The following is a 12,652-nucleotide window of genomic DNA, read 5'->3' on the forward strand; positions in this document are numbered from 1 at the left end:
TCAATTCACGTTCAATAGTTTCGCATGAAGATCGTCATATTATCACCTTTTACATTCATTTTCATTCCGTCTGAAATACTGTTGCTTCCTGTAACATCTACGATATTATTATAGCCTTGTGTAGTGATAGAAGTTTTTACTTCAACATCAGAAAAAGAATTGATAAAATACAATGAATTATAATCGCCAAACTGTTTCACAGAAATATCTGTTTTGACATTTAATGATAATTCTGCTGTATTAAAATCACCCATTTGAAGGATATTGGAATAAGACATTCCCTGTCCGGAATTTTGATTGGAAATGACATTAAAAACAGTATTACTGTTGATGTTTTCCCAATCAATCTGCTGTGATTTCACAGAAACGAAAGCTAAAAGTGTAATGACACTCCACCCCAACTTATACATGGTTTCATTAATTTTAATTAAAGTTACATCATTGAAAAACAGGATAAAACACGAGCATTTGGTATAAAATTAAAATCACGGTTTTCGGGTATCTTTGTAGGTATTTATACTTAGTAAAGTCAAAATCATTTTTTAAACGCAAAGTTTTAATTCAAAAGCAAAGTATATTCTAGTGGGCAAAGAAGAATCAACAAGTTGATTTGATGAAGCTGTATTTTCAAGCTTCGCGAAGCAAATTCATTTGTCTTTGCCTTCTAAAAATAAGCAGAGAGCCATAAAATCTTTGCGTTAAAAAAAATCATGAATCAAAATTTTAAACGGACTCTAAGCATAAAAATGATATTAAAATACATTTACGTTTAAAGAATAAATTCAGAGTTTTAAGCCGAAAAAAGGAGAAGCAAGGCCTCTCCTTTTGTTCAGATTGCATTTATAATAGTCTTAATTAGATTGAGTAACCATCATAGAATTGTTATTTCCAACCTGTGCGCCCAAATGAATGTGCCCATCTCCGTATTGGCTGATGGCAGCTACGTTTCCGTTACCTAATTGGGCATCCAAAGCAGTGTTACCATTACCAAGCTGAAGCTGGATCAATAAGTTATCGGAACCCACCTGAGCGCCCATAGCCATATTGTCGTTTCCTACCTGAAGTGCCGCAGCAATGTTATCGTCCCCTATTTGATAGTTGGTTGCACTGTTGTCATTACCTTCCTGATATTGTACTAAAAGGTTTCCGCTTCCGAATTGAGTACCTTCCGCCGAGTTTCTTCTTCCAATCTGGAACTGAGCGGCAATATTATCATCACCCCATTGAAGAGAAGAGGCTTCGTTTCTTCTTCCATCCTGCATTTGAACGGCAGAGTTACCACTTCCCAGCTGAGTTGATGATACTTCATTTCTTCGGCCTACCTGCGTTTGCTCTGTAGAGTTGAAAAATCCTACCTGCCATGTGCTTGAAACATTTCGGTTTCCGGTTTGGCTGGTTTCGTTGGAGTTTCCAACACCTGTCTGGTCTACAGTGATTGAGTTTCTGTTTCCTATACTTTCTGCATCATTTGTATTAAAGGCACCCACCTGATCGATATTCGCCGTATTTCGGTTTCCATCCTGATTCAAGGTGTTCATGTTCAATAGACCTGTTTGATCTACAGTTGCTACGTTCCAGTTTCCTGTTTGAGTTGTTACGTCAATATTTGCTTGTGCAAATGTGAAACCCATGGCCATTAGTGTACATACACCGGTAAGAAAGTTTTTCATCTTAGTAAAAATTAATTGGTTAATTAGTGAGACAAAGATAGAAGTTGAAGAAAATGGAGAAAACACTATAAAAGTGTAAATGTTGAAAATCACGGTTTCCGGTATTATGGCTACCCATTTTTGGTTATATGTGGTAGTAGGTAGAAATACGGTGAGGCGGATGTGGGAGGATTTTGAGGGTGGGAGAGTTTGAGAGTTTTAGGGTTGATGGGTTTTTCAATTGTGTGGATTAGATTTCTCCTTCACCGAAATGACAGAAAAATCATTTCGTTTTAATTGATTCTTCTATTCTATTTGAATATGATTAAAAAGCGTTGCAAACTTTTATAAGTGAAACGGCTTTGTGAAACCAAAAAAGATTAGGAATTAAAAATCTTTGTGCACTTTGCGTTAAAATTAAATAATATAATTAATAATCTGTATTCAAATAGCTTATAACTTTTTAAACATACTTTACAATTTTTACTCTCTAGATTTCATCTTTTACCATTAATTAACATATTTCCCTCTTCTTTTCTTCAAGATATATTGCTAAATTTGAAGTATGAGTTTTGGAAAAGATTTATTAAGAAAAATAAAAACCGCAGAATTACCGGGAATAGGGGCACACGGCGTATTCTCACCACCTTATCGTCCTGTTTTTACGTATGACGAGATTTTAGAGAAAAATCCGAAATTTGCAGCTGTAAATATTGTGTTATATCTAAAGAATGACGAGTGGCACTTTCCGTTAATTCAGAGAACCATCAACGAACACGACAGACATAGCGGACAAATTTCTTTACCTGGTGGAAAACGTGAAGAAATGGATCAGGATTTTGCACAAACTGCCGTGCGCGAGACTTCTGAAGAAATTGGGATTGAAAAACATTATGTAAGAATTATCAGAGAAATGTCTCCGATCTATATCCCGCCAAGCAATTTTTATGTATATCCCTATATCTCGTACACGAAAAAAAATCCGGAATTTATTTTACAGCAAACCGAAGCAGTTGAAGTGATAGAATTTCCTATAACTTCGTTTTTAGAACTTCCCGATCAGCCGGAAATTATGGCATTACCAAGCGCCGGAGGTAAAGAGGTACCTGTGATAAATTTTAACGGATACATCATCTGGGGAGCTACAGCAATGATATTAAGTGAATTCAGCCAGTTGCTGAAAAAAATGTAACTTTGCACAACCGTGTTTAATTGAGAGATGGCGAAGAAAAATATTTTCACCGACGCGTTCGGAACTCCTTATTTTTTAAAAAGGTTTATCATTTTTATTTTAGGTATTGTTTCTTACAGAAGATTCAATGGTTTTAATAAATTGAAGATAACCGGTACAGAATATCTTGTGGATCTTCCGGATTCTAATGTGCTTTTTGTATCAAACCATCAAACTTATTTTGCAGATGTGGCCGCTATGTATCACGCTTTCTGCTCTGTAAACAACGGATATTTAAATACAATAAAAAACCCGATCTATCTATTAAACCCAAAGATTGATTTTTACTATGTGGCAGCCGAAGAGACCATGAATAAAGGTATTCTTCCTAAAATTTTTAAAATTGCAGGCGCTGTTACGGTAAAAAGAACATGGAGGGCTGAAGGCAAAAACGTCAACAGAATAGTAGATATGAGCGAGGTTGATAATATTATGAAAGCCTTAGACAACGGCTGGGTAGCTACTTTCCCTCAAGGTACTACTTCGGCTTTTGCGCAAGGAAGAAGAGGAACGGCAAAACTGGTAAAAAATCAACGTCCTATTGTGATTCCTATTAAAATTAATGGGTTTCGAAGAGCGTTTGATAAAAAAGGTCTCCGCGTGAAGGTTACAGGCGTAAAACCTACGATGGAGTTTAAAGCTCCTCTTGAAATTGATTATGATAAAGAGAATGCTCAGGAGATTTTGTATAAAATCATGACGGCTATTGAGCAGACTGAAGATTTCAACTTACTACACAATTATGATGAAGAACTTAAAGCTAAAAAATTAGAACAAAAGAACTCAGATAATTAAAGTTGATTAAAAAATTATGAAAAGAATAATAGGGATCTTATTCGCAATCATAGTATTAGTTTCATGTAACAGCCAAAAAGTTTATTCAGATTTTGATGTAAGCTATTCTAAAAGCGGAGGCTATGCTCCAATTTATGAGAATATGCTCATTAGAGAAAATAAGGCACACTACTCTTTTGAGGGGCAGGGAAAGAAATATAAGCAGGATTTTAAATTATCCAACGAAGATTTAAAAAAACTGGAAAATGTACTTTCTCAAAATAATTTTAGAAGAATACAGGAAGATCACAAAAAGATCTACGACAATGTAACGACTTCTATTAATGTAAAAAAAGGTCCGAACGAAGGCAGCAAAACAGATGCAAGTTCAATAATGCCAAATTATAAAACAAATTGGACGAACATCACCAATGCCTTTCAGGAGATCATTAATAATAACGTAAAAAAACAGTAAATACAAATTGAAAAACCACTTCATTGCTATCGGCGGGAGCGCCATGCATAATCTTGCTATTGCGTTAAAAGACAAAGGATATCAGGTTACAGGCTCAGATGATGCTATTTTTGAACCTTCAAAATCGAGGCTTGAAAAGAAAGGAATTTTACCCGAAGAATTGGGTTGGTTTCCTGAGAAAATTACGTCTGATATTGATGCTGTAATTCTTGGAATGCATGCTCATCAGGACAATCCTGAACTGGCAAGAGCAAAAGAACTGGGTTTAAAAATTTATTCTTATCCTGAATTTTTGTACGAACAGTCTAAAAATAAAACAAGAGTTGTAATTGCCGGATCTCATGGTAAAACCACCATTACTTCTATGATTCTTCATGTACTGAATTTCCATGAGAAAGATGTAGATTTCATGGTGGGCGCTCAGCTTGAAGGGTTCGACTGCATGGTTAAATTAACGCAAGATAACGATTTTATGGTGTTGGAAGGTGATGAATACCTTTCCTCTCCTATCGATCTTCGTTCAAAATTTTTACTGTATCAGCCAAATATTGCGTTACTAAGCGGAATTGCGTGGGACCACATCAACGTTTTTACAACTTTTGATGATTATATTGAGCAATTCAGAAAATTTGTAGCAAGCATTACTCCCGGTGGAATTTTAGTCTATAACGAAGAAGATGCTGAAGTCGTAAAAGTGGTGGAAGCAGCAGAAAATTATTTCAGAAAAATACCTTATAAAACTCCGGAATACAAAATCACCAACGGTAAAGTTCATTTAAAAACAGAAATGGGAGAAGTTCCGCTATCTGTTTTTGGGGCGCATAATTTACTGAATTTGGAAGGAGCAAGACATATTTGCCATACTTTAGGCATTATGGATGAAGATTTCTATGAAGCAATTATGAGCTTCAAAGGAGCTTCTAAACGTCTGGAAAAAGTAGAACGAAATGATAAAGGAACTCTCTACAAAGATTTTGCACACGCACCAAGCAAGGTAAAAGCGGCAGTAAAAGCTTTTAATGAGCAATTTAAAAATGATAAAAAATATGGTTTCCTTGAATTACATACCTATTCCAGCTTGAATCCCGTATTTTTAGAACAATACGATCATGCGATGGATGGTTTGGATGAAGCCATTGTTTTCTATTCTGAAGATGCTTTAAAAATCAAAAGAATGGAGCCTATTTCCCCTGAATTGATTAAGGAAAAATTTAAAAATGAAAATCTACAAGTCTTCACCAATGCTGAAGAACTTCACGCTTATTGGGATTTGTTGGATAAAACGCAAGGTGTTTTTCTGATGATGAGCTCCGGCAACTTTGGCGGATTAGATTTAACGAAATAAATCCTTTTTACATAACACAAAAACTCCTTTCAGATTGAAAGGAGTTTTGCTTTATATTCATTATTTCTCTTTTGATTTACCATCAGATTCTTTATCATCCGGATTATCTTCCGAATTTTCAGAACTTGTTGAGTTTTCCGCTTCTTCAGCGTGTGTGATGTGCTGGTAAATACTCTCCAATGTCTCCGCCGAGACTTCCTCTTTTACACTTTCGTCGATTAGGTTTTCATTTCTACTTGGATCCATAACTTTAATTTTTGAGATTCAGTTCTTTAAAGTTAAGATTTATTTTTTAAACGACTTTTAGGCAAAATTCATAAAAAAAAAGCAATAAATTATCACTCCTTTTGTATAAAATTATCTAGTAGATTAGGTTGATGATGCATAATCTGTATAATCTTTGAGGAATAAATATTTTAATTAAAATTAAATATCAGCCACAGAATTCAGCATTTTTTCTTCCCAAGAAGGATCTTTAGGATCGAAAAATAATCTTTTACCGGTGTCTAGCGAACGAACAATATTCATTTCATCTTCTGATAATTCAAAATCAAAAACATTGAAATTTTCTTCAATTCTGGAAGGCGTTACAGATTTCGGAATCACACAGAAACCTTCTTGCAAATGCCATCTTAAAATCACCTGAGCTACCGTTTTATTATATTTTGAAGCAATATTTTTCAATTCTGAATTATCTAGCAAACCTGCATTTCCGTTCCCAAGTGGGCTCCAAGGTTGTGTAACAATATTATTTTCTCTATCGTAAACCTGGAGCTCTTTTTGCTGGAAAATAGGATGCAATTCAATTTGATTAATCACAGGAACAACTGTTGAATTCTCCTTTAATTCCTCCATTTTCTCCACTGTAAAATTACAAACTCCGATCGCTTTTATTTTTCCTTCCTGATATAATTCTTCCATTGCCTTCCAAGCTCCGTTAAAATCTGAATACGGCCAATGAATAAGATACATATCTAAATAATCAAGCTGTAATCTGTCTAAAGTTCTTTGGAAAGCCGCTTTCGCCTTATCATACGTTGTATCCTGAACCCAAAGTTTTGAAGTCACAAACAAATCTTCTCTGTTTATTCCACTTTTTTTGATGGCATTTCCTACCGCCGTTTCGTTTTGATAAATAGAAGCTGTGTCGATCATTCTGTAACCCGTTTCAATTGCCTTGATAACAGCATTTTCACACTGCTGCAAATCTTCCATCTGCCAAACTCCGAAACCTAAAGCCGGAATATCAACTCCGTTATTTAATGTAATCACAGGTTGCCCCGGATATGTTTTTTGTTGCATAATATTTAGTTTAATTTTATTTGAATATAAACAAATTTGCGATAAAATTTTGAAATTTTCGGTTACCAATTTTACTTGAATTTTAATTTTTGCCTAAAAAAACTATTTTTGTAAAAATTTTAATCCAATGTCACATTCAATAAGGATTGCAACATCCGAAGACTATACAAGAATTATGGAAATCTGGGAATCTGCCGTGAAAGCAACTCACCATTTTCTTACCGAAGAAGATTTTAATTATTTTAAAGAAGCGATTCCAAGAGATTATTTGCCCAATCTTGAAGTCTATGTAATTATCGAAAATGAAAAACCGCAAGGTTTCGCATCTGTTTCTGAAGGAAATTTAGAAATGCTTTTTATTCATAATGATAAACGTGGAAATGGTTTAGGTAAAGCATTATATCAATTTATGAAAGAAAAAACCGGCTTAATAAAAGTTGATGTGAACGAACAAAACCTACAAGCCATAGGGTTTTATGAAAAACTAGGATTTAAGCAAATCGGAAGATCAGAGAAAGATGGTTCGGGTAAAGATTATCCGATTATTCACATGAGTTTGTAAATGAATTTTGCCATAATGTTTGCCATTCTGACGAAGGAAGAATCTCAACATAAATTAGAGATTCTTCAATCTGCTTTGCTTGTTTATAATAACAAATCCTACAAAATTTTAAATAATCAAGTTTTCCTCTTTACTCATCATTTTTCTGAACAAACCTTTAATATGATCGATTTCTTCTGCATAATTCGTTTTTTTTCTGCATCCAAAATATAATGTATTTTCAAGTTTCTTTTCACCTTCCCAAATCAGTTTGACTTCTCCGTTTTCAATCGCATCTTTGCATAAAAAATCAGGAACAACAGCCAATCCCGTTCCGCCTTTTAAACAACGAACAATTGAGTTTAAGTTGGGAACAATATAATTCGGTCGGAAATTCGGTTTATGCCCAAAATTCAGGATCCAAAACTGGAAAAGATGCTCCATATCTCCAGTCGTTCCGTACCATTTTTCCTGTTTCAGCCATTCTTCCACGTGTTCCAAACCTTTTGTAGCAACCACTTCATTAAAACTTTCTGTATCAACATTTTTTCCGCCTACCAAAACAATTTGTTCAGAAGAAAAAGCTTCATGTAAAATATTAGGCGAAGTTCCTTTTTTGGGTGTAATAATTAAATCTAAAATCCCTTTATCCAGTTGATCCAACATTTCAGGATATTCTCCGAAACTGATAATCAGATTAAAAGGCAAAGTTGAAACATACTGTTCTAAAGTCGTCTGAAAAGTCTCAAAACACATTCCCACACTTATCGTCGGTGTATGTTTTTCGGTAGATTTTTGAAAGTTTTTTTCAACATCTTCCAATTTCGTCAAAGGTTCAGAAATCGCGTTAAATAAAACTTTTCCTCTTTCCGTCGGAATCATTTTTCTTCCCGTTCTGTCGAATAATTTATACCCGACATACGCTTCCAAAGAGCTCAAATGTAAACTCACTCCCGGCTGCGAAATAAACAGAGAATCTGCCGCTCCCGTCAATGTTCCGGTTTTATAAATTGCTTTAAAGGTTCTATACCATTCTAGATTTACCATAATCTTATAAAGTTGTGAATTGTAAAATTGCTCCGCAGTGAATTGTGAAGTTTTAAATAAATTGTCAAACAAAGCGAATTGACTATTCACAATTCACTATCACTTTTCTGATACAAAATTACAAAATAATCAGATTACTGATAATTTTTCATTTCTCAAAAACGAAGCATAATAATTGGGAATCTCACTTTTCTCGATTTCAAGAGCAACTTCTTCAAGCGGATAATCTAACTGAATGATTTCGGGAGTAATTTTTTCTTCATCTAAAGTCAGGATTACATAAGAAGTCAATCGATTTTCTTCTCTCGAACGCCCGACAGAACCACAATTTATTGCCCATTTTCCATCAAAATATTTTTCAAAAGAGATATGAGTATGCCCCATTAAAATAACATCAGATTGAGACTCTTCCAGCATATTTTGAAAAATCTCATCGTGTTCATTTTCATACAAATACGTATCATTACTTTCCAGACTGGAATGTACCAACTGAATATTCCAATGTTTTTTACCTATCTTGTAATTTAATTTTAAATGAAAAGGCAATTCAGATAAATAGTTTTTATTCTCCTGAGTAATGTATTTTTTAGAATGGTCGATTGCTAAAAACCTTGCAGCCGTTTCCGCTTCAGAATGTTTCCTCAAAGGAATTACAGGAATGTCAAAAGCTATTCTCTCATCATGATTTCCCATAATACAAGGAATATTTTGGCTCCTTATTTTTTCAATCACTTCATTTCCCCAAGGTGCAAAATCCACAAGATCACCCAAACAGAACTTCTGCTGTATTCCTCTTTCTTCAATATCATTCAACACCACTTCCAATGCAGGAAGATTTCCGTGCACATCGCTAAAAACCGCAATCTGTATCATTTATTCTTCAATTTTAATAACAAATTTAGGTGACAGAAAATTATTCAGTTTAAAAGGAAGTATGATTTTTGAACATGAAACGGAGAATTAATATGGCTGGAAGACTGATGCTGGAAGTTGGAGGTTATGATAATTAAGTTTATAAGCAGGAATGGTAAAAACAAATTTTGTAACCTTAATTAAAATTGAAATTTCCCAATTCATCAAACTTCCATCTTCCAGCATCCCACCTCCAAACCAAACAACCTATTATTTTTATAATACCTAAGTATAATTCATATTATTTTTATTATACAATACACCAACCTAACTTTGCATCATAAAATTTAAACAATCATACAACAATGAAAAAAGTATTAATCATCAACGGTGGACAAAATTTCGGACATTCCGGAGGAAAATATAATCAGACAATTGCAGAAAATACATTAGAAGTTTTAAAAAGCTTTGGAAATGTAGAAGTTAAAATTACGAACGTAAGCGAAAACTATGACAAATATGAAGAAGTTCAAAAGTTTGTTTGGGCAGATTATATCATTTACCACACACCAATCTGGTGGTTTCAGTTACCGAATGGTTTGAAAAAATATATCGATGAAGTTTTCACAGCAGGTCATGCAAAAGGAATTTATATGAGTGACGGTAGAAAAGCAGATAATCCTACCATTAATTACGGAACCGGAGGAATGCTTGGTGGAAGAAAATATATGGTAACCACAAGCTGGAACGCTCCTGAAACTGCTTTCACGCTTCCCGGAGAATTTTTTAATGAAACAAGTGTAGATAACGGACCGTTATTTGGTTTCCACAGAATGAATGCCTTTGTTTCTTTAGAAAAAGTGGAAAGTTTTCACTTTCATGATGTAGAGAAAAATGCGAATATTGCACGTGATATGAAGCTTTACAGAGAACATCTTACTACCGTTTTTGAAAAAGAATTAAAACCACAATTAGCCTAATGAAAATTTATTTAACAGCTATAATTAAGGCAAAAGAAGAGCACAGAAACGAAGTTTTAGAGGTTCTTCAAAACATGGTAAAAGAAACCGTAAAAGAAGAAGCTAACGAATTGTACACGCTTCACCAAGGAATTGAAGACAAAAACCAATTTATTTTTTATGAAATCTGGAAAAATAAAGAAGGCTTGGAGCAACACAATCAACAACCTTATATCCAAGCTTTTGGAGCTTTGGTTGATGAAAAGGTACAGGAAAAACCTCAGATTTATTTAACAGAAATTATTTAATTTTTACCGCAAAAGGCATAAAAGAACTGATTGAAAACAAAATTGCAAAAGTTTGCAAAACTTAAGTTTCAAGCTTTATTTGCTTTTGAAATTCTTAAACCAAATTAAAATCTTTTGATTCTTTTGCGGTAAAATATAAACATTCAAAATCATGAAAAAATTAGCATTTCTATTATTAGCCATCTTCACCATTGGATTTGTTCATGCACAAACCAAAAAATCTAAAAATATTAAAAAGAAAATCTTATTCGTTGTGACAAGTCATGACAAGAAAGGTGATACAGACGAAGAAACAGGATATTATCTTGGCGAGGTTTCGCATCCTTGGGAAGTTCTTCACAAAGCAGGTTACGAAATCGATTTTGTAAGTCCGAAAGGAGGAACTCCTCCAGTTGACGGCTTTGATTTGAAAGATCCTGTCAATAAAGAATTCTGGGAAAATAAAGAATATAAAAACAAAATAGATCATTCTTTGAAACCATCAGAAGTTAATCCAAATAACTATTCTACCATATTTTATGCAGGAGGTCACGGTGCGATGTGGGATTTTGCAGACAACACAGAATTGTCGGCGATTGCTTCAAAAATTTACGAAAACGGAGGAATTGTAGCCGGAGTTTGTCACGGTCCCGCCGGTTTAGTGAATATCAAATTGAACAACGGTAAGTATCTCGTTGATGGTAAAAAAATCAACGCGTTTACCAATGAAGAAGAATCGGAAGTGAAACTAACGCACGTTGTCCCTTTCCTTTTGGAAGATAAATTGAAGGAAAGAGGAGCAAAATTTGAAAAATCAGGGCTTTGGCAGAATCATGTAGTGAGTGATCAAAGAGTGATTACGGGACAAAATCCTCAGTCTGCAAAAAGTGTTGGGGAAGCTATTTTAAAAGAATTAAATAAATAGAATCAAAATTTTTAACCGAATAAAATACAATGTCTTGTCTTTCTGAATGGAACAAAATGGAATGAAGAATCTTTAATAAAACAGCATAGATTCTTCCTTCGTCAGAATGACAAATACACTGCATATTACACAAATATTGAGAATATTTTTCAACAATTCTAAAATTAAAAATTTCAATTAAAAAAAATAAGACAAAAATAAAATGGAATATAGAAAATTAGGAAACACTGATCTTGAACTTTCAGTGATTACACACGGAGCGTTTGCCATCGGTGGAAATATGTGGGGCGGAAATGAAAAACAAGATTCCATCAACTCAATCCATGCTTCTTTGGATAATGGCGTAACTTCAATTGACACAGCACCTTTTTATGGTTTCGGATTAAGCGAAGAGATGATCGGTGAAGCCATTAAAGGAAAAGATCGTTCAAAAATACAGTTGCTTACTAAATTCGGGTTGGTTTGGGATGGAAGCAATAACGGAAAAGGTGAATTTTTCTTCGATGCAGAGGAAAATGGTAAAAAAATTCCGATTTATAAATTTGCTTCAAAAGAGAATATTATCAAGGAAGTTGAGGAAAGTTTAAAAAGATTGGGAACAGATTATATCGATCTTTTACAATTGCACTGGCCGGATGCAACAACTCCAATCAGTGAAACGATGGAAGCTTTGGAATTGCTGATTCAACAAGGAAAAATCAGAACCGTAGGTGTGAGCAATTATTCTGTTGAACAAATGGAAGAAGCGAATAAAACATTGAAATTGGCGAGTAATCAAGTTTCATACAGTATGCTGAACCGTTCAATTGAAAATGATTTGGTTCCTTATTCTTTAGAAAACAATTCCGGAATTATCGTGTACAGTTCGATGGAAAGAGGATTGTTGACAGGAAAATATTTTAAAGACAATAAACTAAAAGAAGACGATCACAGAAACGGATATTTTTCGCAGTTTGATTTGAATAAAGTAAAAAATTTCTTAGACAAAATAGAACCGATTGCTCAGGAAAAAGGAGCAACTCTGTCTCAGTTAGTTTTACGTTGGACAACTTTGCAATCAGCCATCACAGTGGTTTTAGCAGGTGCAAGAAATGCTCAGCAAGCGATTGAAAATGCCAAAGCAATGTCTTTCGACTTATCTCAGGAAGAGCTGAATTTTATTACGACAGAGTTAGCACAACTTTAATAAATTTAAAATTCGTCATCAAAATGACATCATAATAAGGTAAAACGCTTCTCAATGTTGAGAAGCGTTTTCGTTAATA

15 protein-coding genes are annotated in these 12,652 nt (G+C 34.1%); 9 read left to right on the forward strand and 6 right to left on the reverse strand.

Annotated elements, in window-relative coordinates:
• Positions 1-11: 11 nt before the first annotated feature.
• Both ABEG63_RS06830 and ABEG63_RS06835 read right to left on the reverse strand, forming a co-directional pair.
• Positions 12-410, reverse strand: coding sequence for a hypothetical protein (locus tag ABEG63_RS06830; RefSeq protein WP_346583900.1), 399 nt, complete (start codon positions 408-410; stop codon positions 12-14).
• Positions 411-851: 441 nt separating this feature from the next.
• Positions 852-1,670, reverse strand: a complete 819-nt coding sequence (locus ABEG63_RS06835; RefSeq protein WP_346583901.1) for a hypothetical protein — start codon at positions 1,668-1,670, stop codon at positions 852-854.
• A 544-nt stretch (positions 1,671-2,214) separates the two neighbouring features.
• On the opposite strand from ABEG63_RS06835, the gene ABEG63_RS06840 reads away from it, so the two are divergent.
• From ABEG63_RS06840 to ABEG63_RS06855, 4 genes are read left to right on the forward strand one after another with little or no spacing between them, the layout of a single operon-like run.
• Positions 2,215-2,841: a CoA pyrophosphatase gene (locus tag ABEG63_RS06840; protein WP_267404984.1), complete on the forward strand. Its 627-nt coding sequence runs from the start codon at positions 2,215-2,217 to the stop codon at positions 2,839-2,841.
• A 27-nt stretch (positions 2,842-2,868) separates the two neighbouring features.
• Positions 2,869-3,675 (forward strand): lysophospholipid acyltransferase family protein, encoded by an 807-nt coding sequence (locus ABEG63_RS06845; protein ID WP_267404983.1) that lies wholly within the window; start codon positions 2,869-2,871, stop codon positions 3,673-3,675.
• A 16-nt stretch (positions 3,676-3,691) separates the two neighbouring features.
• On the forward strand, positions 3,692-4,129 hold the full coding sequence (locus ABEG63_RS06850; protein WP_312389910.1) for a hypothetical protein: 438 nt from the start codon (positions 3,692-3,694) through the stop codon (positions 4,127-4,129).
• A 7-nt stretch (positions 4,130-4,136) separates the two neighbouring features.
• On the forward strand, positions 4,137-5,474 hold the full coding sequence (locus ABEG63_RS06855; protein ID WP_346583902.1) for a Mur ligase family protein: 1,338 nt from the start codon (positions 4,137-4,139) through the stop codon (positions 5,472-5,474).
• Positions 5,475-5,534: 60 nt separating this feature from the next.
• On the opposite strand, the gene ABEG63_RS06860 is transcribed toward ABEG63_RS06855, so the two are convergent.
• Positions 5,535-5,720: a hypothetical protein gene (locus ABEG63_RS06860; protein WP_267404978.1), complete on the reverse strand. Its 186-nt coding sequence runs from the start codon at positions 5,718-5,720 to the stop codon at positions 5,535-5,537.
• Between the two features lie 180 nt (positions 5,721-5,900).
• Positions 5,901-6,776 carry an aldo/keto reductase gene (locus tag ABEG63_RS06865; protein WP_346583903.1) on the reverse strand — a complete coding sequence of 292 codons (876 nt, stop codon included), beginning with the start codon at positions 6,774-6,776 and terminating at the stop codon, positions 5,901-5,903.
• 127 nt (positions 6,777-6,903) lie between these two features.
• Between ABEG63_RS06865 and ABEG63_RS06870 the strand changes: the two genes are divergently transcribed.
• Complete coding sequence (locus tag ABEG63_RS06870) at positions 6,904-7,338, forward strand: acetyltransferase (protein ID WP_346583904.1); 435 nt, start codon at positions 6,904-6,906, stop codon at positions 7,336-7,338.
• Positions 7,339-7,446: 108 nt separating this feature from the next.
• Here the strand turns inward: ABEG63_RS06870 and ABEG63_RS06875 are convergent, their stop codons facing one another.
• Both ABEG63_RS06875 and ABEG63_RS06880 read right to left on the reverse strand, forming a co-directional pair.
• The gene (locus ABEG63_RS06875) at positions 7,447-8,364 is read right to left on the reverse strand and encodes a LysR family transcriptional regulator (RefSeq protein ID WP_346583905.1); all 918 of its coding nucleotides are present in this window, start codon (positions 8,362-8,364) and stop codon (positions 7,447-7,449) included.
• Positions 8,365-8,493: 129 nt separating this feature from the next.
• Positions 8,494-9,237, reverse strand: a complete 744-nt coding sequence (locus ABEG63_RS06880; protein ID WP_346583906.1) for a metallophosphoesterase — start codon at positions 9,235-9,237, stop codon at positions 8,494-8,496.
• Between the two features lie 344 nt (positions 9,238-9,581).
• Here ABEG63_RS06880 and ABEG63_RS06885 point away from each other — a divergent pair, with 344 nt between their 5' ends.
• The 4 genes from ABEG63_RS06885 (at position 9,582) to ABEG63_RS06900 (ending at position 12,573) form a co-directional block, all read left to right on the forward strand.
• The gene (locus ABEG63_RS06885) at positions 9,582-10,196 is read left to right on the forward strand and encodes an NAD(P)H-dependent oxidoreductase (RefSeq protein ID WP_346583907.1); all 615 of its coding nucleotides are present in this window, start codon (positions 9,582-9,584) and stop codon (positions 10,194-10,196) included.
• On the forward strand, positions 10,196-10,483 hold the full coding sequence (locus tag ABEG63_RS06890; protein ID WP_346583908.1) for a putative quinol monooxygenase: 288 nt from the start codon (positions 10,196-10,198) through the stop codon (positions 10,481-10,483). The genes ABEG63_RS06885 and ABEG63_RS06890 overlap by 1 nt, the downstream gene beginning before the upstream one ends.
• Before the next feature lie 151 nt (positions 10,484-10,634).
• Positions 10,635-11,387, forward strand: coding sequence for a type 1 glutamine amidotransferase domain-containing protein (locus ABEG63_RS06895; RefSeq protein WP_346583909.1), 753 nt, complete (start codon positions 10,635-10,637; stop codon positions 11,385-11,387).
• A gap of 202 nt (positions 11,388-11,589) precedes the next feature.
• On the forward strand, positions 11,590-12,573 hold the full coding sequence (locus ABEG63_RS06900; RefSeq protein WP_346583910.1) for an aldo/keto reductase: 984 nt from the start codon (positions 11,590-11,592) through the stop codon (positions 12,571-12,573).
• The last annotated feature ends 79 nt before the right edge of the window (positions 12,574-12,652 follow it).

Origin of the sequence: Chryseobacterium sp. C39-AII1 (assembly GCF_039672645.1) — a bacterium.
Classification (GTDB): domain Bacteria; phylum Bacteroidota; class Bacteroidia; order Flavobacteriales; family Weeksellaceae; genus Chryseobacterium.